The 21,696-nt window shown below is 61.6% G+C and carries 19 protein-coding genes and 1 pseudogene; 15 read left to right on the top strand and 5 right to left on the bottom strand.

All coding sequences use genetic code 11. The features are described 5' to 3' along the window. Positions 1–41: 41 nt before the first annotated feature. Entirely contained in the window at positions 42–1,433 is a 1,392-nt protein-coding gene (locus FPT15_RS22055) for a HAMP domain-containing sensor histidine kinase (protein WP_145164627.1), read from the bottom strand. Beyond that, positions 1,411–2,094 (bottom strand): response regulator transcription factor, encoded by a 684-nt coding sequence (locus tag FPT15_RS22050; RefSeq protein ID WP_003219726.1) that lies wholly within the window; start codon positions 2,092–2,094, stop codon positions 1,411–1,413. Before FPT15_RS22050 ends, FPT15_RS22055 begins: the two co-directional genes overlap by 23 nt. Positions 2,095–2,417: 323 nt before the next feature. Between FPT15_RS22050 and FPT15_RS22045 the strand changes: the two genes are divergently transcribed. Then, complete coding sequence (locus tag FPT15_RS22045; RefSeq protein ID WP_106580301.1) at positions 2,418–3,323, top strand: hypothetical protein; 906 nt, start codon at positions 2,418–2,420, stop codon at positions 3,321–3,323. Between the two features lie 102 nt (positions 3,324–3,425). On the opposite strand, the gene FPT15_RS22040 is transcribed toward FPT15_RS22045, so the two are convergent. After that, a complete protein-coding gene (locus tag FPT15_RS22040; protein ID WP_145164624.1) occupies positions 3,426–4,637 on the bottom strand; it encodes a multidrug effflux MFS transporter in 1,212 nt (403 codons plus the stop codon). Between the two features lie 92 nt (positions 4,638–4,729). On the opposite strand from FPT15_RS22040, the gene FPT15_RS22035 reads away from it, so the two are divergent. Together FPT15_RS22035 and FPT15_RS22030 are read left to right on the top strand one after the other, a co-directional pair. Next, on the top strand, positions 4,730–6,151 hold the full coding sequence (locus FPT15_RS22035) for a PLP-dependent aminotransferase family protein (protein WP_145164622.1): 1,422 nt from the start codon (positions 4,730–4,732) through the stop codon (positions 6,149–6,151). 45 nt (positions 6,152–6,196) lie between these two features. Then, positions 6,197–6,397, top strand: coding sequence for a hypothetical protein (locus FPT15_RS22030; RefSeq protein ID WP_145164620.1), 201 nt, complete (start codon positions 6,197–6,199; stop codon positions 6,395–6,397). A gap of 124 nt (positions 6,398–6,521) precedes the next feature. On the opposite strand, the gene FPT15_RS22025 is transcribed toward FPT15_RS22030, so the two are convergent. Both FPT15_RS22025 and FPT15_RS22020 read right to left on the bottom strand, forming a co-directional pair. Then, positions 6,522–7,430 carry a MurR/RpiR family transcriptional regulator gene (locus FPT15_RS22025; protein WP_106580294.1) on the bottom strand — a complete coding sequence of 303 codons (909 nt, stop codon included), beginning with the start codon at positions 7,428–7,430 and terminating at the stop codon, positions 6,522–6,524. Positions 7,431–7,513: 83 nt separating this feature from the next. After that, entirely contained in the window at positions 7,514–7,717 is a 204-nt protein-coding gene (locus FPT15_RS22020; protein WP_145164618.1) for a hypothetical protein, read from the bottom strand. On the opposite strand from FPT15_RS22020, the gene iolC reads away from it, so the two are divergent. From iolC to FPT15_RS21955, 12 genes and pseudogenes are all read left to right on the top strand, one after another. Further along, positions 7,716–9,653: a 5-dehydro-2-deoxygluconokinase gene (iolC, locus tag FPT15_RS22015; protein WP_145164616.1), complete on the top strand. Its 1,938-nt coding sequence runs from the start codon at positions 7,716–7,718 to the stop codon at positions 9,651–9,653. The two genes, FPT15_RS22020 and iolC, sit on opposite strands and share 2 nt — an antisense overlap. 148 nt (positions 9,654–9,801) lie before the next feature. After that, positions 9,802–10,689, top strand: coding sequence for a myo-inosose-2 dehydratase (iolE, locus tag FPT15_RS22005; RefSeq protein WP_145164614.1), 888 nt, complete (start codon positions 9,802–9,804; stop codon positions 10,687–10,689). A gap of 3 nt (positions 10,690–10,692) precedes the next feature. Continuing rightward, positions 10,693–11,481 carry a 5-deoxy-glucuronate isomerase gene (gene iolB, locus FPT15_RS22000; RefSeq protein WP_145164612.1) on the top strand — a complete coding sequence of 263 codons (789 nt, stop codon included), beginning with the start codon at positions 10,693–10,695 and terminating at the stop codon, positions 11,479–11,481. Between the two features lie 25 nt (positions 11,482–11,506). Then, positions 11,507–12,328 (top strand): TIM barrel protein, encoded by an 822-nt coding sequence (locus FPT15_RS21995; RefSeq protein ID WP_145164610.1) that lies wholly within the window; start codon positions 11,507–11,509, stop codon positions 12,326–12,328. 149 nt (positions 12,329–12,477) lie between these two features. Continuing rightward, entirely contained in the window at positions 12,478–14,409 is a 1,932-nt protein-coding gene (gene iolD / locus FPT15_RS21990) for a 3D-(3,5/4)-trihydroxycyclohexane-1,2-dione acylhydrolase (decyclizing) (RefSeq protein WP_145164608.1), read from the top strand. A gap of 19 nt (positions 14,410–14,428) precedes the next feature. Further along, positions 14,429–15,439, top strand: coding sequence for a Gfo/Idh/MocA family protein (locus FPT15_RS21985; protein WP_145164606.1), 1,011 nt, complete (start codon positions 14,429–14,431; stop codon positions 15,437–15,439). Positions 15,440–15,597: 158 nt separating this feature from the next. Then, positions 15,598–16,458 (top strand): sugar phosphate isomerase/epimerase family protein, encoded by an 861-nt coding sequence (locus FPT15_RS21980; RefSeq protein WP_145164604.1) that lies wholly within the window; start codon positions 15,598–15,600, stop codon positions 16,456–16,458. 197 nt (positions 16,459–16,655) lie between these two features. Next, a pseudogene (locus tag FPT15_RS21975) lies at positions 16,656–17,684 on the top strand (Gfo/Idh/MocA family oxidoreductase). Between the two features lie 128 nt (positions 17,685–17,812). After that, positions 17,813–17,995 carry a hypothetical protein gene (locus tag FPT15_RS21970; protein WP_145164602.1) on the top strand — a complete coding sequence of 61 codons (183 nt, stop codon included), beginning with the start codon at positions 17,813–17,815 and terminating at the stop codon, positions 17,993–17,995. A gap of 48 nt (positions 17,996–18,043) precedes the next feature. Beyond that, on the top strand, positions 18,044–18,979 hold the full coding sequence (locus FPT15_RS21965; protein WP_145164600.1) for a sugar ABC transporter substrate-binding protein: 936 nt from the start codon (positions 18,044–18,046) through the stop codon (positions 18,977–18,979). A 63-nt stretch (positions 18,980–19,042) separates the two neighbouring features. Further along, positions 19,043–20,596 (top strand): sugar ABC transporter ATP-binding protein, encoded by a 1,554-nt coding sequence (locus FPT15_RS21960; protein WP_145164598.1) that lies wholly within the window; start codon positions 19,043–19,045, stop codon positions 20,594–20,596. A gap of 58 nt (positions 20,597–20,654) precedes the next feature. Beyond that, complete coding sequence (locus FPT15_RS21955; RefSeq protein ID WP_026013640.1) at positions 20,655–21,677, top strand: ABC transporter permease; 1,023 nt, start codon at positions 20,655–20,657, stop codon at positions 21,675–21,677. The last annotated feature ends 19 nt before the right edge of the window (positions 21,678–21,696 follow it).

Raw genomic sequence — 21,696 nt, 5'->3', positions numbered from 1 at the left:
CGCCGGCAAGCCAGCTCCCACACTGTTTTGGGGTGTTTTGACTATTCAGGCATCAATTGCTGCCGACACTCCAGCAGCAGGCATGCGCCCCCGCATCGGCTGTTGCCGACTTCCAACTTGAAGCCATGCAGGTTGATGATCGCCGCGACAATCGACAAGCCCAACCCGAACCCGCCTTGCTGGTCGCTTTCATCCACGCGATAGAAGCGCTGGAACACCGCGTCGCGCTCCGCAGCCGGGATGCCCGGGCCTGAGTCGTGCACCTCGATACGCGTGCTGCCGGCATCATTGACGCCACGCAGGATCACTTCACCGTTGGGTGGCGAGAACTTGATCGAGTTGCTCAACAGGTTGGCCAAGGCTTCGAACAACAGTGCGCGGTCGCCGGTAATCCACGGCAACGAGTCGGGCACTTCGAGGCGCAGCTGCAATTCGCCTTCTTCCGCCAGCGGCAGGTAAAAGTCATGCAGTTCGCGCAACAGCGGCAGCGGGTCCATCACCAGGAAACCCGAACGGCGCTGGTGGTCTTCCAGCTCCGAGATGCGCAACAGCCCGCGAAAGCGCGCCATCAGCGTATCGGTTTCAGCAATCGCATCGTCCAGTTTCACCGCGTAGACGGAGTTTTCCTCTGCCTCTTGTTTGATGCGGTAGAGCTGCGCGCGCAAGCGCGTCAGCGGCGTGCGCAGGTCGTGGGCGATGTTGTCGCACACGCCCTTGACCTCGTTCATCAACTTCTCGATGCGGTCGAGCATGGCGTTGACGATGGCGGCGAGCATGTCCAGTTCGTCGCGTCGGTCAGACAACGGCAGGCGGTGCGTCAGGTCACCGGCGACGATGGCCTCGGCACTGGCCTGAATCCCGCGAATGCGCCGCAGCGGGCGACGGCGTAACAAATGCCAACCGGCAGCACCGGGAATAATCGTCAGGGAGAGTGCCCACAGCAGCGCATGCCAGATGATCCGGGTTACGCCAAACAGCGAACCGTTGGCGCGCACGAGTACCAGCCAGCGGCCGTCTTCGGTGTGGGTGGCCACCGCATCGCAGCTGTCCTTGGGCAGTTTCGGGTCGTCAGAGTCGACACAGTTGGCCAGGGCGTGGATCTTGCCGTCCAGCGGCAGGTCCGGTGGCACTGCGCGGATCGGCCCGCTCAAGGGGCGAAATTGCTCATCGAACAGGCCGTAGGCGTCCACGCCTTTCATGTCGAAGGTCATGCTGGTGGTCAGGGCTTCCACCAGTTCTTCACCGTCGAAGCGTTGAAACAGGTGCTGACGCTGCATCAGCGAGTGACGCGACAGATCACCCAGGTAACCCGACACCTCGTAATACAGCACCCCCATGAGGATGCAGCTCCAGGCGACGAACAGCGAACTGTAAAGCGCCAGCAAGCGGCTGCTGGAGGAGCGCCAGCCTTTAGAGGGGTTCAGCAATGACATAACCGGAACCTCGTACCGTGCGGATCAGCGGCGTGAGGCCCGGCGGGTCGATTTTTTTGCGCAGGCGACCGATGTGCACGTCGATCAGGTTGGTGCCCGGGTCGAAGTGATAACCCCAGACTTCCTCGAAGATCATCATGCGCGACAGGATCTGCCCGGTGTTGCGCATCAGGAATTCGAGCAGTTTGTATTCGGTGGGCAGCAGGCTCAGCGGCTGTTCGGCGCGGCTGGCTTCGCGGCTGATCAGGTTCAGTTCGAGGTCGGCCACGCGCAGGGCGGTTTCGAACTCCTTGACCGTGCTTTTGCGCCGCAGCAGCACTTCAACGCGGGCGGCCATTTCGTCGGACGCAAACGGCTTGGTCAGGTAGTCATCGCCGCCGGCCCGCAGGCCGCGTACTCGCTCGTCAACATCGGAAAGGGCGCTGATCATCAGGATCGGCGTCGACACGCCAATGGTGCGCAGGGTCGTGACGATGGCCAGGCCATCGAGTTCCGGCAGCATACGGTCGAGGGTGATCAGATCGTAGTCACCACTCACAGCGCGGACCAGGCCTTCACGGCCGTTGTCCACCCAATCTACATCCAGTCCATGGCTACTCAGCTCGGCGACGATCTCGCGGGCTGTAACGGCGTCATCCTCGATGGTCAAAATACGGGTCATAGGATTACCTGGTGAGCGATTCACACTAGAAGTGGGGGCATTTTGCCAAGAAATGCCTGAACGCTTCCTAAATTAAACTTCATCTTGGCAAAACTGACACAACTTTCATGCCGGCCAGCGTTCACACGGGCCGTGGGCGTTGGGGGATTGCATAAAGCACGCTGTTTTCGATCATTTCTTGCAACTTGCATGGTTTAAGTTAGTTCAATTTTTGTATCTTGTTGAAATATAAGGGATTTATTTTTTCGCTCGGCTGGCATGGTGCCTGCACTGTCCCTTTTGAGAGTTGTAACACTATTTTTCCTGCCGGGAGCAAAACAACAATGATCACATCGTCATCCACGCTGCAAGAATCGAGCTCGCACTCTGGGGTTTCCTGGGGGGCAATTTTCGCCGGGGCCGCTGCGGCGGCCGCACTGTCGCTGATCCTCGTGCTGCTGGGCTTCGGCCTGGGCTTTTCGGCGGTGTCGCCGTGGGCCGACAGCGGTATCAGCGCCAAGGGGCTTGGCATTTCCACGATTGTCTGGCTGGCGTTCACCCAGATCGTCGCATCGGGCCTGGGCGGCTACATTGCCGGCCGCTTGCGTGTGAAGTGGGCCAACATGCACGGTGACGAAGTGTACTTTCGCGACACCGCCCACGGTTTCCTCGCATGGGCAGTCGCTACGCTGGTGACCGCAGTGCTGGTCGTCGGCTCGGTGAGCAGTGTGGTCAGCGGCGGCGTTAAAGCCGGCGCCGGTGTCGCTTCGAGCGCCGCCAGTGGCCTGACTCAGGCAGCCGGCAGTGCAGCCAAAGGCGCCAACAGCGGCGACTTTGACTACTACGTCGACAGCCTGTTTCGCGATGATCGCCCAGCCGCCGTCAGCGATGATGCCGTGCATGGCGTTGTAGCGCGCATCTTCACTCGCACCCTGAGCAACGACGGCCAGCTGGCCCCTGAAGACCGTACCTACCTGGCTCAGTTGATCAGCCAGCGCACCAACCTCAGCCAGGCTGACGCCGAAGCGCGTATCGACAAGGTGTACGGCGATGCCCGCAAAGCCATCGAAGACGCCAAGGTCAAAGCCAAGCAAGCCGCCGACACTGCCGCCAAAGTGGCTGCCTACACCTCGCTGTGGACCTTCATTGCGCTGTTGATCGGTGCCTTCTTTGCCAGTTTCGCTGCCACCTTCGGCGGTCGTCGTCGTGACGCCGTGGTGTACGTCGAAACTGAAAACTACGTTCGTTAATCAAGGAGAACAACATGCGCTCATTACTGCTTTGGTTCCTCGGTGTGCCTATCCCGCTCATCATTCTGATCGCGATCTTCATGCACTGATCCTGATCGCGCTTTACCCAAGCCGCGCCTGACCCACAGGCGCGGCTTTTTGTTGCAAGGCCCGCCAACCTGCGACCAGCAATGCGCTGGCCACTGACGTCATGATCACCAGGGGTTGCGAGGTGCCGTCCGACAGCATCCCGGTGGCCCAACTGCTCACGGCCGTCAGGAACATCTGGATAAAGAAGAAAAACCCCGACGCGGTTCCGGCAATCGCGCCGTAAGGCTGCAACACCGACAGCTGGCAGGCCGGAATCACCATCCCCACCGACACCATGATCACCACCATCGGCAGCACAATCGCCAGCCAGGCCTGGGGCACGGCGACCGTGGCCCCGGCGAGCATCACGCAACCCAGCACATTCAAGGCGATGGCGGCACTGATCAACTGATCGGCTTCAACGCGCAGCACCAGTCGGCGGAACAGGTTGGCGCCGAGCATGTAGCCACTGATCGTCGCGACAAACACCAGCGCGTAGGCCGAGGCAGACAAGTGAAAGCCGCGTTGCAGCAGAGCCGACGACTCGCTGATAAAAGGGAAATACGTGCTGTACACGCAGCCGATTGCCAGGGAGTACCGCAGGAAATAACGGTCGCGCAACAGCTGGCCGTACAGGCGCAGCAGGTTGCTCGGCGGCGCGGCGGCGACTTCCGGTGGACGGGTTTCCGGCAGCCGGCGAAACACCACCAGGCACAGCGTCACGCCGATCACGGCCAATACGATAAACAGGCCGCGCCAATGGATGAACGGCAGCATCAGGCTGCCCAGCACCGGTGCGGCCATCGGCGAAATCGCCATGGCCATGGAGATCAGGCCAAGCAGGCGCGCCTGTTCATGACGGTCAAAGTGATCGCGCACGATCACCCGGCCGATGACTGTGGTGCAGCAACCGCCCAAGGCTTGAAACAGGCGGGCGACGATCAGCACACCAATGCTGTCGGCCAGCGCGCAGGCCACGGTGGCGACCGCGTACATCAACAGCCCGCTCAGCAGCACCGGGCGGCGCCCGAAGCGGTCGGTCAACGGGCCGCTGACCAGCAAGGAAATGGCCGAGCCCAGGGCGTACAGCGTGAGGGTCAGCTGCAACTGGCTGTCGCTGGCGTGGAAGTCGTCGGCCATGGCCGGCAGGGCTGGCAGGTGCATGTCCAGGGTGATACGTGGCAGGCCGATGAGTACGGTCAGCAGCACCAGCCAGAACCCGGAGGAGAGGGCGCGTTGCGTCATGGGAAGCTTCTTCGCAAGGAGTAGAGTTCGAACTCTAGCGGGTATGTGGTTTAATCCTCAGGGCCACTTATGCCTCCAATGAATGGACCACTATGAGCCGAGGAAAAGCCGCCTCCCACCTGGACCTGCCGCGCCCCGATAGCCTGGACGCCGGCAAGCAGCAGGGCGCCTACGACGCATTGCGCGCCGCCATCCTGAATCGGCAATTGCCCGCCGGCAGCCGCTTGCCGTCTACCCGCAGCCTGGCCGAACGCTGGCTGGTGTCGCGTGGCACGCTTGAAGCGGCGTTTGAGCGCTTGCACAGTGAAGGTTACGTGCAGCGCGTGGCGGGTTCCGGCACGCGCGTCAGCGCGGTGATCCCCGAGCAATTCATTGCGGCGCCGGCGCCCAGCGCAAGTCCACGCCGCGCGGCCATACCGGATCAGCCTGACGCGGGTGTGCAAAGCCACGTCCCCTTTGTCGCACGGCGCCCGGACGCGAGCCTGTTCGACCTGAAAACCTGGGCGCGGTGCGTCTCCCGAGGCTTGCTGTCTGCGGGGCCAGGCGTATTGGAGGCCGCCCACCCGGCCGGCTTGCCCGCGTTGCGTGAACAGATCGCCGACTACGTGCGCAGTTATCGCGGCATGCACTGCGAGGCGGACGAAATCGTTGTCACCACCGGCATTCGCCATGGCCTGGACCTGATCGCGCGCACGCTGCTCAAACCCGGTGACACCGCGTGCGTGGAAGACCCCGGTTACACACCGGCACGCCGCCTGTTCAGTCTGGCCGGTGCGCAGGTGGTGCCGGTGCCGGTGACAGCCGAAGGCCTTGATACCGCGCAACTCCCCGACACGGCGCGCCTGGCCTATGTGACACCGGCGCACCAGGCGCCGCTGGGCATGACCCTGTCGGTTTCACGCCGCCTGGCGCTGCTGGATTGGGCCGCCCGCGCCGACGCCTGGGTGATCGAAGACGACTACGACAGCGAATACAACTACAACAGCGCGCCACTGGCGGCGCTCAAATCCCTGGATTCCGGCGACCGGGTAATCTACTGCGGCAGCTTCAACAAGAACCTGTTCCCGGGCCTGCGCGTGGGGTTCATGGTGGTGCCCAAGGCGTTGCGCCCCGCGTTGCTGCGCACCCTGCAACTCACCGGGCATTCGGTGGGCGCGACGGATCAGTCGGGGCTGGTGGAGTTTCTCGCCAGCGGCGCGTTTGTGCGGCACCTGCGGGCTTCGCGCCAGGCTTATCAGGCGCGTCGCGATGCGCTGCTCGCCTGTCTGCCGGATGAGTGCCCGGTGAGCGGCCAGCACGCCGGGTTGCACTTTGTGCTGTGGCTGCCAAGCGGTGTCGAGGAAAGCGAATTCTGCACCCGCGCCGCCGCCGCCGGGCTGACCTTGCAGCCACTGAGCAAGTTCTGCGTCGCGGCGAACTTGCCGGCGGCGGTGATCATCGGCTACACAGCGCTGACCCTGGCGCAGATTCGCTATCACGGCCGGGTGCTCACGCAATTGTTAACAGCGGCTTAACCCGTGCCTCATAAGCCGTCTTCTGCGTTTAATCCTGGTCATGCTGTGCGCTACCTGAAAAACGCCTGGGCTGAGCGCAAGGACGGTGACCTGCTGGCAGCCATCACCGAAGGCATGAGCCGCATCGCCGCGCCAATGATTGTCGTGGCCAGCGGGCTTGCTGTGGCGAGCGGGCTTGTTGTGGTGGGCCGGTCTGTCGTGGCGAGCGGGCTTGCCCCGCGTTGGGCTGCAAAGCAGCCCCAATAAGGCCGCCGCGCGCTCATTGATAGACCGCGGCGTCAGGTTTCAGGGCCGCTTCGCGTCCCAACGCGGGGCAAGCCCGCTCGCCACGACAGACTCGCGCCCACAGCGGATCTTCAGTACCAGAAGATCAGTCGTCGAACCCCACCTGTTCATGAATCTCATCCACCTTCAACTCCAACCGATACGCCACCGCAATAAACAATGCCTGGCACAGGCACAACGTGGCGCTCAGCGAGCGAAACGCAAACGACGACCCTTCATTCACCAACAGCACCGCGTTCGCCCGTTTGGCCAGGGGCGACAGGTTGCTGTCGGTGATGATCAAGGTCTTGGCCTGGTGATGCTGGGCAATGCGCAGGCAATGCTGAGTCTCTTTGCCATACGGCGTAAAGCTGATGGCGATCACCAGGTCATTGGCACGCACGCTGCGCATCTGCTCGCGGTAACTGCCGCCCAAACCGGAAATCAAGTGAATGCGCTTGTTGGTGTGCTGCAGGTTGTAGACCAGGTAATCGGCCACCGCGAAGGAGCGGCGCACGCCCACCACGTAGATATTGTCGGCATTGACCACCAGGTCCACGGCTTTCTCGAAGGCCACATCATCGAGTTCCAGCCCCAGGCGCTCGATGCCGGAGAGGGTGGCGTTCACGCATTCGCGCGCCAGGTCGCCGCCGCTGGCCTTTTGCGACTTGTTGGCGATCATGCTGCGGATGCGTTGCTGGTAGTTCTGCACCGGCGTGGTCTTGTGGGTGTAGGCCTCGCGAAACAGCGCCTGCATCTCACTGAAACCACTGAAACCGAACCGCTGGGAGAACCGCACGATGGCCGAAGGGTGCACTTCGCACTCGCGGGCGATGTCGCTGATGCGGTCGACCATGATCCGGTCGCTTTGCTGGCTCATGTAGCTGGCGATGCGTTTGAGCTGGCGTGGCAGGCTTTCGTATTCGTCGGTGATCAGCTGCAACAGGCGCTCGGCATTGATCGGAGGGCTGGCGATAGTCTCTTCCAGGGTGGTCTCGGGATCGGTGCGGGACATGGGCAATCCTTCTGGCGTGTTCTTCTGATGCGCTGATGGGTGGGCGCAAGTCTACAGGGTAGGCGCAAAAAAATACCCCGGCATCACGGTGGCCGTGGCCTGCTGAAACGATGCAGGAGGGCTGGCAGGCCATTATGCTGGTTTATTGGAAAAAATATTCCACTAAAAATAATTATGGAATAAATATTGATTGCGGCCGCCGGACGTTCTAGTCTGCTTTCACCAAGAGCGTGTGCCGCCACCACGGCGGCACCACGCAGGCTGATAAAAATAACAGGAGCCAGCATGGGCCAGACTCGTTTTGCCAGTGGGCGTCAATTGGATCTGATTTGCCTCGGACGCCTGGGCGTCGACCTCTACGCACAGCAAGTGGGTGCGCGACTTGAGGACGTGTCCAGCTTCGCCAAGTACCTCGGCGGGTCCTCCGCCAATATCGCCTTCGGCACCGCACGGCTGGGGCTTAAATCGGCGATGTTGAGCCGGGTGGGCGACGACCACATGGGCCGCTTCCTGGTGGAGTCCTTGGCCCGCGAAGGCTGCGATGTCAGCGGCATCAAGGTCGACCCGGAACGCCTCACCGCGCTGGTGCTGCTGGGCCTCAAGGACCGCGAAACCTTCCCGCTGGTGTTCTACCGCGAAAACTGCGCCGACATGGCCCTGCGCGCCGAAGACATCAGCGAGGCCTTTATTGCCTCCAGCAAAGCCTTGCTGATCACCGGCACGCATTTCTCCACCGATGGCGTGTACAAGGCCAGCATTCAGGCCCTGGACTACGCAGCTAAACACAACGTCAAGCGCGTGCTCGATATCGACTACCGCCCGGTGCTATGGGGCCTGGCGGGCAAGGCCGACGGCGAGACCCGGTTTGTCGCCGACCAGAACGTCAGCCAGCATGTGCAGAAAATCCTGCCGCGTTTTGACCTGATCGTCGGCACCGAAGAAGAGTTTCTGATCGCCGGCGGCAGTGAAGATTTGCTCACCGCGCTGCGCACCGTGCGTGAACTGACCCCGGCCACCCTGGTGGTCAAGCTCGGCCCGCAGGGCTGCACGGTGATCCACGGCGCGATCCCCGCGCGGCTGGAAGACGGCGCCATCTACCCCGGCGTGCGCGTCGAGGTGCTCAATGTGCTGGGCGCCGGCGATGCGTTCATGTCGGGCTTTCTCAGCGGCTGGATCAACGACGCCAGCGACGAGCGTTGCAGCCAGTTGGCCAACGCGTGTGGCGGCCTGGTGGTGTCCCGCCACGCCTGCGCGCCGGCCATGCCCACGCCTGCCGAGCTGGATTACCTGTTCAACAGCCCGGTGCCCATCACCCGGCCCGATCAAGACGTCACCTTGCAGCGTCTGCACCGCGTCACGGTGCCGCGCAAAGCCTGGAAGCAGCTGTTCGTGTTTGCCTTCGACCATCGCTGGCAACTGGTGGACCTGGCGCAAAAAGGCGGCCAGGACCCGACGCGTATCAGCGCCATCAAGCAGTTGTTTATCCAGGCCATCGAACGCGTCGAAGCCAAGCTGCGCGAGCAGGGCGTCGAAGCCGACGTGGGCCTGTTGGCCGACCAGCGTTTCGGCCAGGACGCGCTCAACGCCGCCAGCGGTCGCGGCTGGTGGATCGCGCGCCCGGTGGAAGTGCAGAACTCGCGGCCGCTGGCGTTCGAGCACGGGCGCTCGGTGGGCAGCAACCTGATTGCCTGGCCCCAGGAGCAAATCATCAAGTGCCTGGTGCAATACCACCCTGATGACGAGCCGATGCTGCGCCTGGAACAGGAAGCGCAACTGAAGGCGGTGTACGAAGCTTCGCTGGTCAGCGGCCATGAGCTGCTGCTGGAAGTCATCCCGCCCAAGGATCACCCGTCCACCTATCCCGACGTGCTCTATCGCAGCCTCAAGCGCCTGTACAACCTGGGCATCTACCCGGCGTGGTGGAAGATCGAGGCGCAGTCGGCGCAGGACTGGAAAAAACTCGACGAACTGATCCAGGAGCGCGATCCGTATTGCCGTGGCGTGGTGCTGCTGGGCCTGAACGCTTCGGCTGAATGCCTCGCCGACGGTTTCCGGCAAGCCAGCCAAAGCAGCACCTGCCGAGGGTTTGCGGTGGGCCGTACGATCTTCCAGGAACCGAGCCGCGCATGGATGGCGGGGGAGATTGATGATCAAACGCTGATCGAGCAGGTGCAGGGCACCTTCGAACAGCTCATCAACGCCTGGCGCAGTGCTAGAAGTTAAACACGCTCAAATGTGGGAGCTGGCTTGCCTGCGATGCAGACAACTCGGTCCATCAGATACGCCGGGCTGATGCGATCGCAGGCAAGCCAGCTCCCACACAAAGCAAACCTCACCAGGCTTAAGTCAGATAAAAACAAAAGGTGCAGCCATGCCCGCAATCCGAATTGGCATCAACCCGATCTCCTGGAGCAACGACGACCTGCCGGCCCTGGGCGGTGAAACGCCCTTGAGCACCGCCCTGGGCGAAGGCAAGGAGATCGGCTACGAAGGTTTTGAACTCAACGGCAAATTCCCCAAGGACGCCCAAGGCGTCGGCGACGTGCTGCGCCCCTACGACCTGGCGCTGGTCTCCGGCTGGTATTCCAGCCGCCTGGCACGGCGTTCGGTGGCGCAAGAAATCGAGGCCATCGCCGGTCACGTCGAGCTGCTCAAACTCAACGGCGCCAAGGTGCTGGTCTACGGCGAAGTCGCCGATTCGATTCAGGGCGCCAGGGTGCGCCTGATCGAACGTCCACGTTTTCACAGTGAACACGCCTGGCAGGAATACGCCGACAAACTTACCGAACTGGCGCGTTTCACCCTGTCCCAGGGCGTGCGCCTGGCCTACCACCACCACATGGGTGCCTACGTCGAATCCCCCGAAGACATTGACCAGTTGATGCGCCGCACCGGCCCGGAAGTCGGCCTGCTGTTCGATTCGGGCCACTGCTACATGGGCGGCGGCGAGCCTGTCGAGGTGCTGCGCAAACACATCGAGCGCGTCTGTCACGTGCATTTCAAGGACGTGCGCAAACCGGTGGTGCAACTGGCGCGCAACCAGATGTGGAGCTTTCCCGACTGCATCGTCAACGGCACCTTCACCGTGCCCGGTGACGGCGATATCGACTTTGCCGAGTTGCTCGACGTGCTGTTGGCGGCCAAGTACGAGGGCTGGCTGGTGGTGGAAGCCGAGCAGGACCCGGCCGTAGCGCCCAGCTATATCTACGCGAAAAAGGGCTACGACACGTTGCGCACGCTTCTCAGCGAGAGGACTTAAGTGATGAGCTTGTTGGTCAAGAGCAGCAAACGCGGGCAAACCATGGTTGCCCTGGAAGAAGGGCGCCTGGAGTACGTAGGCTTTGCCGCCTACCGCCTGAGCCTGGGTGAAACGTTGCCGGTCACCGCCGGTGATCAGGAGCTGTGCCTGGTGCTGCTCAGCGGCCGGGTGAATATCCAAGGCGAGGGCTTCAACTGGCAGAACCTGGGGGATCGTCAGTCCGTGTTCGAAGACAAATCGCCCTTCGCCGCCTACCTGCCGCCCGGCACCGATGCGCAGGTGACCGCGTTGAGCGATGTGCAAATCGCCGTGTGCGCCGCACCCGGTGCCCCAGGTTTTGAGCCGCGCCTGATTCGCCCTGAACAGTGCAAGCGCAGCGTGCGCGGCAAGGGCGCCAACACCCGGTATGTGTGCGACATCCTGCCCGACAGCGAGCCGGCCCATTCGCTGCTGGTGGTGGAAGTGCGCACGCCGTCCGGGCACTCGTCCAGCTATCCGCCGCACAAGCACGACACCGACGACCTGCCGCACCAAAGCTTTCTCGAAGAGACCTACTACCACCAGATCAACCCGCCCCAGGGCTTCGTGTTCCAGCGCGTGTACACCGACGATCGCAGCATCGACCAGGCCATGGCTGTGGAAAACAGCGACCTGGTGGTGGTGCCCAAGGGGTATCACCCGGTCAGCGTGCCGTATGGCTACGAGTCGTATTACTTGAACGTGATGGCCGGCCCCAAGCGCGCCTGGCATTTCCATAACGACCCGCAGCACAGCTGGCTGCTGGACCTCTGACCGGTTTGAACGGAGAACAACAATAATGAAGTCGCCGCTACGTTTTGCCCTTAACCGCATGGTCGCGCCCGACCTTTCCCTGCCGGATTTCATCCAGTTGGCGGCGGCCCTCAAGTGCGATGCCATCGAGATTCGCAACGACCTCAAAGGTCATGAAATCGAATACGGCACCCCGGCCAGCCGCGTGCGTGAGTTGTGCGCGGTGCAGGGCATCACGGTGCTGTCGATCAACGCGCTGTACCCGTTTGATGTTTGGAATGACGAGCGCCGTGCCCAGGCGATTAAGCTCGCCACCTACGCCCGCGAATGCGGTGCGCAAGGCCTGGTGATGTGCCCGCTGAACGAGCGCGGCGATACCCGCAACGAAGCCCAACGCGCGGCCGGTTTGCGCACGGCGTTGAGCGAGTTGGCGCCGATCCTGCGCGAGTACAAGATTCTCGGTTTCATCGAGCCGCTGGGTTTTGAAGAATGCGCGCTGCGCCGCAAGCGTGTGGCCGTGGATGCGATCCAGGCGATTGGCGGCCTGGATGTGTTCCGCCTGGTGCACGACACCTTTCACCATCACCTGGCTGGCGAACAGGAATTCTTCCCGCAGCTGACCGGCCTGGTGCATATCTCCGGCGTCGAGGATCGCGACGCACCGCTCAATGCCATTCGCGACGGCCACCGCGTGCTGGTGGGCGAGGGCGATATCCTCGGCAATGCGGCGCAGATCGACACCTTGCTCAGCACCGGCTACGGCGGTTATCTGTCGTTCGAGCCGTTTGCTGAAAGCGTGCATGCGCTGGCGGATATCCAGCAGGCATTGGGGGCGAGCATCGCCCATCTACAAAATTCCCGGACCTAACGCCGGCCAAACTGTGGGAGCGGGCTTGCCTGCGATAGCAGTCTGTCAGTTGATAAACAGTTGGCTGATACACCGCCATCGCAGGCAAGCCAGCTCCCACATTAGATCTGTGTTGAACAATGGATCTGCATTCACTCAAGGTGCAAGTGATGACCACAACAAGATTGACCATGGCCCAGGCCCTGGTGAAGTTTCTGGATAACCAGTACATCGAAGTCGATGGCGTGCAGAGCAAGTTTGTCGCCGGGGTTTTTACCATTTTCGGCCACGGCAACGTGCTGGGGCTGGGCCAGGCGCTGGAGCAGGACAGCGGCGATCTGGTGGTGCATCAGGGCCGCAATGAGCAAGGCATGGCCCACGCCGCCATCGGGTTTGCCAAGCAGCACCTGCGCCGCAAGATCTACGCGTGCACCTCGTCGGTGGGGCCGGGCGCGGCAAATATGATTACCGCCGCCGCCACCGCCACGGCCAACCGTATTCCGTTGCTGCTGTTGCCCGGCGATGTCTATGCCAGCCGCCAGCCCGACCCGGTGCTGCAGCAGATCGAGCAGTTTCACGATTTGAGCATCAGCACCAACGATGCCTTCCGTTCCGTGAGCAAGTACTGGGACCGCATCAACCGCCCCGAGCAACTGATGACTGCTGCGATCCATGCGATGCGCGTGCTCACTGACCCCGCGGAAACCGGCGCCGTCACGTTGGCCCTGCCGCAGGATGTACAGGCTGAAGCCTGGGACTATCCCGACTACTTCCTGCAAAAACGTGTGCACCGTATCGAACGCCGGCCGCCGACTGAAGCGATGATCGGCGATGCGTTGGCTGCGTTTCGAGGCAAGCGAAAACCGCTGATCATCTGCGGCGGCGGGGTCAAATACGCCGGCGCGAATGCCGCGCTGCAAGCGTTTGCCGAACGCTTTGACATCCCCTTCGCCGAAACCCAGGCAGGCAAAAGCGCAGTGGTCTCCAGCCACCCGCTGAACCTGGGCGGTCTCGGTGAAACCGGCTGCCTGGCGGCAAACCTGCTGGCCCCGGAAGCGGACCTGATCATTGGCATCGGTACGCGCTACACCGACTTCACCACCGCGTCGAAGTCGCTGTTCAAGCACCCTGAGGTCAAGTTTCTCAACCTCAATATCAGCCCTTGCGATGCCCTGAAACTGGACGGCGTGCAACTGCTGGCGGATGCCCAAGTGGGCCTCGAAGCACTGGCGGATGCCTTGGGCGACTACCGTTCCGACTGGGCGGATCAGCCGCGCGACGCCAAGGCGCAGCTGGATGCCGAGGTGGACCGCATCTACCAGGCTGACTACCAGACGGACAATTTCGTCCCGGAAATCAACGACCACATGGATCCGGCCGTGCTGCGCGAGTTTATCGAGCTGACCGGTTCCTGTCTGACCCAAAGCCGCGTGCTCGGCGTGCTCAACGAAACTCTGGCCGACGACGCCATCATCGTCGCCGCCGCCGGCAGCTTGCCGGGCGACTTGCAGCGCAGCTGGCGCAGCAAGGGCGTCAACACCTACCACGTCGAGTATGGCTATTCGTGCATGGGCTACGAGGTCAATGCGGCCCTGGGCGTGAAGCTCGCCGAGCCGGCGCGCGAGGTCTATGCGCTGGTGGGTGACGGCTCCTACATGATGCTGCACTCGGAGCTGGCCACCTCGATCCAGGAGCGGCGCAAGATCAACGTGGTGCTGCTCGACAACATGACTTTCGGCTGCATCAACAACCTGCAGATGGAACACGGCATGGACAGCTTCGGCACCGAGTTTCGCTTCCGCAACCCGGAGACCGGCAAGCTCGACGGCGGTTTTGTGCCGGTGGATTTCGCCATGAGTGCGGCGGCCTATGGCTGCAAGACCTACAAGGTCAGCACGGTGGAACAGTTGCAGGCGGCGTTGGCCGATGCACGTACGCAAACGGTGTCGACGCTGATCGATATCAAGGTTCTGCCCAAGACCATGATCCACAAATACCTGTCGTGGTGGCGGGTCGGGGTGGCGCAGGTCTCGACCAGCGCGCGCACTGACGCGGTGGCCAAACAACTCAATGAACGCCTGGCCAAGGCCCGGCAGTACTAATAACAAGAGGAGTGTTTGTATGTCTTTGAAGTTGGGCGTTATCGGTACGGGCGCCATTGGCCGGGACCATATCCGTCGGTGCAGCCAGACCATGCTCAATAGCCAGGTGGTGGCGGTGACCGACATCAACCTTGAGCAAGCCGCCAGGGTCGTCGCTGATTTGCAGCTGACCGCCGAGGTGTACGCGGACGGCCATGCGTTGATCAACTCGCCGCAGGTCGAGGCAATTCTCGTGACTTCCTGGGGCCCGAGCCACGAAGAATTCGTGCTCGCTGCCATCGCTGCCGGCAAGCCGGTGTTCTGCGAAAAGCCCTTGGCCGTCACTGCAGAAGGCTGCCGCAAAATCGTCGATGCCGAAATCGCCTTCGGCAAGCGCCTGGTGCAAGTGGGCTTTATGCGCCCGTACGACGAAGGTTATCGCGCCCTCAAGGCGGTCATCGACAGCGGCCAGATCGGCGAGCCTTTGATGCTGCACTGCGCGCACCGCAACCCGACGGTGGGCGAAAACTACAAGACCGACATGGCGATCACCGACACCTTGATCCATGAACTGGATGTGTTGCGCTGGTTGCTCAACGACGACTACGTGTCGGTGCAGGTGGTGTTCCCGCGCAAATCGAGCAAGGCGTTGGCCCACTTGCGTGACCCGCAGATCGTGCTGCTGGAAACCGCCAAGGGCACGCGCATCGACGTGGAAGTGTTTGTGAACTGCCAGTACGGCTACGACATTCAGTGCGAAGTGGTGGGGGAGACCGGTATTGCCAAACTGCCGGAGCCTTCGCAGGTGCAACTGCGCAGCGAGGCCAAGCTGTCGAATGCGATTCTGATGGACTGGAAGGACCGCTTTATCGGCGCCTACGACGTCGAACTGCAGGCGTTCATCGACGGCGTACGCGCCGGGCACGTGGGCGGGCCGTCGGCGTGGGATGGGTTTGCGGCAGCGGTGGCGGCGGATGCGTGCATTGAGGCGCAGCGCAGTGAGCAGGTTGTGAAAGTCGGCCTGCCAGAGCGCCCACATTTTTACGGCTGACACCTATTGCACTGGAGGAACCGGATCAGTGTGGGAGCTGGCTTGCCTGCGAAAACGGCGGCACATTCAATATAAATGCCGCCTGATGCACCGCTATCGCAGGCAAGCCAGCTCCCACATTCGAGCGGATTCCAATTTCAGATACGGGAGTTTCACCTATGCGTATCGCCTTAGACCCCTACATGTACCGCCATCTGCCCCTTGGCCAGATGGTCGACAAGGCCGCCGAACTCGGCTACCAGCACATCGAACTCTCACCCCGCGAAGACTTCCTGCCGTTCTACAAAGCCGCTCGCGTTGACCGTGCGCGCATCAAGGAATTTCGCAAGGCCTTGAGCGATGCCGGTGTGCAACTGTCATCCCTGCTGCCGATGTACCACTGGGCCGCGGCCGACGAAGGCCTGCGCGTCGCCGCCGTGCGCAACTGGAAGCGTGCGATCCAGATCGCCGTGGAAATGGACTGCGAGCTGGTCAACACTGAGTTCACCGGCCAGTCCGACAACCCGCTGGTGTGCGAAAACCAGTTCATGCGCTCCATGGACGAGCTGATCCCGGAGTTCGAGCGTGAAGGCATCAAGCTGGATATCCAGGCGCATCCGTATGACTTCTGTGAGCGCAACAACGAGTCGGTGGACATCATTCGCGGCCTCGACCGCGACTGGATCAACTACCTCTACGCCGCGCCGCACACCTTCTTTTATGACGACGGCAAAGGCGATATCGCCTCGATGCTCAAGTACGCCGGTTCCAAGCTCGGCCACTTGATCATTGCCGACACCTATAACCACCGCGCGTCGTCGAACCTGCGCTACATCGTCAACCCGCCGGGCGTTACCGCCACGGTGCATCAGCACCTGGACATCGGTCAGGGCGAGGTCAACTGGGAGGCGTTTTTCGGCACCTTGCGCGAGATCAAGTTCGACGGCATCGCCACGGTTTCGGTGTTTGCTTGGGAAGACCGACCGGATGAATCCAACCGGATGATGCTGGAGCGGGTAACCCACGAGCTGTGCCAATAAGCAACCGATCGTTCCAACGCTCTGCGCAGGAACGATCAAGGATCATTTTCGGGCAGGTGGAATGCAGTCAGTGTGGGAGCTGGGTTGCCTGCGATAGCGGTCTTTCAGTGGCGGGTTCATTGACTGACACGCTGCATTCGCAGGCAAGCCAGCTCCCACATTTGAACTGGGTTTCCACTTCATGAAGGAGCGCATCTATGCGAATCGGACTAGTTGGCTACGGCCACGGCGGCCGTTTTTTTCACGCACCGTTGATTGCAACGTTGCCCGGCGCAACGTTTGTCGGCGTGGTGACACGCTCACCCGAGCGGCGCCAGCAATTGGCGGCTGACCATCCCGGCCTCAAGGCCTACGACACCATCGGCTAGATCGTCGAGGCCGGTGTCGACGTCCTGGTGATTTCCACCACGCTCAAGGGCCGTCCGGCGCTGGTACTGGAAGCCATCGAACATGGGGTTGCGGTGGTCAGCGACAAACCGTTCGCCAGCAACGCCGAACAGGCCCAGGCACTGATCACCGCCGCCGAACGCCAGGGCGTGTTGCTCAGCGTTTACCAGAACCGGCGTTGGGACTCGGACTTCCTCACGTTGCGCAAACTGATCGACGCCGGTGCGCTGGGCCAGATCACCCGTTTTGAGTCCCGTGTCGAACGCTTCAATCCGCAAGCCGTGGGCAATGCCAGCGGCGGCGGATGGTTGCGCGACCTCGGCAGTCATCTGGTGGACCAGGCGATGCAGCTGTTCGGCCCGGTGGACCGGGTGTTCGCGCAACTGCAGTTCAGCCCGGAACATCCCACTCTCGATCACGGCTTTTTTGTTTCGCTGACCCACGCCAACGGCGTGATTTCCCACCTGTGGGGCAGTGCGCTGCAAAACAGTCAGGCCCCGCGTTTTCGCGTCAGCGGCACCCTGGGTTGTTACACCGTGGACGGGCTTGATGGCCAGGAAGAAGCGCTGATGGCCGGCAAGACGCCGAAAACCGAAGGCGAGCACTGGGGCGCTGAAGAGCACCGACGCTGGGGCTGGTTTGAGCAAGGCGCGGAACGCGAGCGTGTGCCCTCGGAGAAAGGCTGCTGGACGCAGTTCTATCGCCAGTTGCACAGTGCCGTGCAAGGGCAGGGAGCGCTGCCGGTGAACGCCTATGACGCACTGGAAACCACCCGTATATTGGACGCCGCGCGCCTTAGCAACCAGCGCCAACAGGTGGTTTCAACAAAAATAGAATAAAATTCTAAAACAGGTTGATATGGAAATTATTTTCCAATAAAGTCTTTTCCAGGTTGCAAAAAGTACGCTTCGGGCTTGATCCGGGCGACTCAACAAAAACAAGATCAAAAACAACCAGGTACCGTCAGATGAAAATCTTCAACGCTGTACTGCGAGTTTTACGCCCTGCCCAGCAAGCGCCACGCGGTCTGCCCCGCGCCCGGCCGTTTTATTTCTCCTTCCTCAATGTGCTGTGCGTCGAAAACAAAGGCGCCCTGGTGTGCTGCATTCCGGGGGCACCGATCGTGCGGCTGCCGGCTTCCTCGCTCTGAAAAACGCAACGTCCACAAAACCAACAAGAAATTGGAGACAGACCGTTCATGAAGACCCCGATCCGTTTCACCGCGCTGGCCTTGTCCATGCTGCTTGCCAGCGGTTTTGCCTCGGCTGCCGATATCAAAGTAGGCGTGAGCATGTCCGCCTTCGACGACACCTTTCTGACTTACCTGCGCGAGGACATGGACAAGCAAGCCAAGTCCTACCCCAAGGGCGATGGCGTGCAGTTGCAGTTTGAAGACGCCCGCGCCGACGTGGTCAAGCAACTGAGCCAGGTCGAGAACTTCATCAGCCAGAAAGTCGACGCGATTATCGTCAACCCGGTGGATACCGCGTCGACCAAGAACATCATCAGTGCGGCGACCAAGGCGGGCATTCCGCTGGTGTTCGTCAACCGCCGGCCTGATCAGAAAGACTTGCCTAAAGATGTGGTGGCCGTGACCTCCGATGACGTCGAGGCCGGTCGCCTGCAAATGCAGTACATCGCCGACAAACTCGGTGGCAAAGGCAAGATCGTGATCCTGTTGGGCGACCTGGCCAACAACTCCACCACCAACCGCACCAAAGGCGTGAAAGAGGTTCTGGCCAAGTACCCCGGCATCACCATCGAACAGGAACAGACCGGTACCTGGCTGCGTGACCGCGGCATGACGCTGGTCAACGACTGGCTGACCCAGGGGCGTGAGTTCAATGCGGTGCTGGCCAACAACGATGAGATGGCCATCGGCGCCTCCATGGCGCTGAAGTCGGCGGGCACCAAACCGGGCAGCGTGTTGATCGCCGGGGTCGATGGTACACCGGATGGCTTGAACGCGATTACCAAGGGCGACATGGCCGCGTCGGCTTTCCAGGACGCGAAAGGGCAGGCTGTCGGCTCGGTGGAAGCGGCGCGCAAGATGGCCAAGCATGAGCCGGTCGAGCAGAACGTGATCATTCCGTTCAAGCTGATCACGCCGGACAACGTCAAAGACTTCAAGTAGCCCTTCATAACAACAATAAGCGAGCAGGGCGGCCACGGTCGTCCTGCTGATGGAGTACCCGATATGCTTGCTCAAGCGGTTGTCTCGCAGCCTTCCGGCATTCAGCCCCTGGCGCCGGAAGAACCCTACCTGCTGGAAATCCTCAACATCAGCAAAGGCTTTCCCGGCGTCGTGGCCCTGGCCGATGTGCAACTGCGCGTTCGCCCAGGCTCGGTGCTGGCGCTGATGGGCGAGAACGGTGCAGGCAAGTCGACGCTGATGAAGATTATCGCCGGCATCTACCAGCCCGACGCCGGTGAAATACGTCTGCGCGGCAAGCCGATCGTGTTTGAAACGCCGCTGGCGGCGCAAAAGGCCGGGATCGCGATGATCCACCAGGAACTCAACCTGATGCCGCACATGAGCATCGCCGAAAACATCTGGATCGGCCGCGAGCAGCTCAACAGCCTGCACATGGTCAACCACCGCGAAATGCACCGCTGCACCGCCGAGTTGCTGGCGCGTTTGCGCATCAACCTGGACCCCGAAGAACATGTCGGCAACCTGAGCATCGCCGAACGGCAGATGGTCGAGATTGCCAAGGCGGTGTCCTATGACTCCGACATCCTGATCATGGATGAACCGACGTCGGCCATTACCGAAAAGGAAGTGGCCCACCTGTTTTCGATCATTGCCGACCTCAGGTCCCAGGGCAAAGGCATCGTCTATATCACGCATAAAATGAACGAAGTGTTCGCCATTGCCGATGAAGTCGCGGTGTTTCGCGACGGCCACTACATCGGCCTGCAGCGCGCCGACAGCATGAACAGCGACAGCCTGATCTCGATGATGGTCGGCCGTGAACTGAGCCAGTTATTCCCGGTGCGTGAGGCGCCCATCGGCGAATTGCTGCTGTCGGTGCGCGACTTGCGCCTGGACGGCGTGTTCAAGGGGGTGTCGTTCGACCTGCACGCCGGGGAGATCCTCGGCATCGCCGGGTTGATGGGCTCGGGCCGCACCAATGTGGCAGAGACCCTCTTCGGCATTACGCCAAGCTCTGGCGGCCAGATCAGCCTCGACGGCAAGCCGGTGCGCATCAGCGACCCGCACATGGCCATCGAGAAAGGCTTTGCGCTGTTGACCGAGGACCGCAAGCTCAGCGGCCTGTTCCCGTGCCTGTCGGTGCTGGAAAACATGGAAATGGCGGTGCTGCCGCACTACTCGGGCAACGGTTTTATCCAGCAAAAGGCCCTGCGCGCGTTGTGTGAAGACATGTGCAAGAAGCTGCGGGTGAAAACCCCGTCTCTGGAGCAGTGCATCGACACCTTGTCCGGCGGTAACCAGCAAAAGGCCTTGCTGGCGCGCTGGCTGATGACTAACCCGCGCCTGCTGATTCTCGATGAGCCCACCCGTGGCATCGACGTCGGCGCCAAGGCCGAGATTTATCGCTTGATCGCTTTTCTCGCCAGCGAAGGCATGGCGGTGATCATGATTTCGTCCGAGCTGCCTGAAGTGCTGGGCATGAGCGACCGGGTGATGGTGATGCACGAGGGCGACCTGATGGGCACCCTGGACCGTGCGGAGGCGACCCAGGAAAAAGTCATGCAGCTGGCTTCCGGTATGACCGTCGTCCACTGACGAACAGCAGCGCAGGCCTGCGGTTGGCCTGTGCCACAGAACAAGAAGGTGATTGGCTATGAACGCAATAACAGACAACAAGCCTGCCACGGCACCGGTCAAGCACCGCAGGCGCTTGCCCACCGAGCTGAGCATTTTCCTGGTGCTGATCGGCATCGGGTTGGTGTTTGAACTGTTCGGTTGGATCGTGCGCGACCAGAGCTTTCTGATGAATTCCCAACGTCTGGTGCTGATGATCCTGCAAGTGTCGATCATCGGCCTGCTGGCGATTGGCGTGACGCAGGTGATCATCACCACGGGCATCGACTTGTCCTCAGGCTCGGTGCTGGCGCTGTCGGCGATGATTGCCGCCAGCCTGGCGCAGACTTCGGATTTTTCCCGCGCGGTGTTTCCCAGCCTGACGGATTTGCCGGTGTGGATACCGGTGGCGATGGGCCTGGGGGTCGGGCTGCTTGCAGGGGCGATCAACGGCAGCATCATTGCCGTCACGGGGATTCCGCCATTTATCGCGACACTCGGCATGATGGTCTCGGCCCGCGGCCTGGCGCGTTACTACACCGAAGGCCAGCCGGTGAGCATGCTGTCGGATTCGTACACGGCGATCGGCCATGGCGCGATGCCGGTGATCATCTTTCTGGTGGTGGCGGTGATCTTCCATATCGCGCTGCGCTACACCAAATACGGCAAGTACACCTACGCCATCGGCGGCAATATGCAGGCGGCGCGCACGTCGGGGATCAACGTCAAGCGCCATCTGATCATCGTCTACAGCATCGCCGGGTTGCTCGCGGGCCTGGCGGGCGTCGTCGCCTCGGCACGTGCCGCGACCGGCCAGGCCGGCATGGGCATGTCCTATGAGCTGGATGCGATTGCCGCAGCGGTGATCGGCGGCACCAGCCTGGCGGGCGGGGTTGGGCGCATCACCGGCACCGTGATCGGCGCGTTGATCCTGGGCGTGATGGCCAGCGGGTTTACCTTTGTCGGCGTGGATGCGTACATCCAGGACATCATCAAGGGGCTGATCATCGTGATCGCGGTGGTGATCGACCAGTATCGCAATAAGCGCAAGCTCAAGCGCTGAGTCGATGGGGGAGTTGGCT

It is taken from the genome of Pseudomonas sp. RGB (genome assembly GCF_007713445.1).
GTDB lineage: Bacteria > Pseudomonadota > Gammaproteobacteria > Pseudomonadales > Pseudomonadaceae > Aquipseudomonas.
This window is presented reverse-complemented; position numbering and strand designations above follow the sequence as displayed.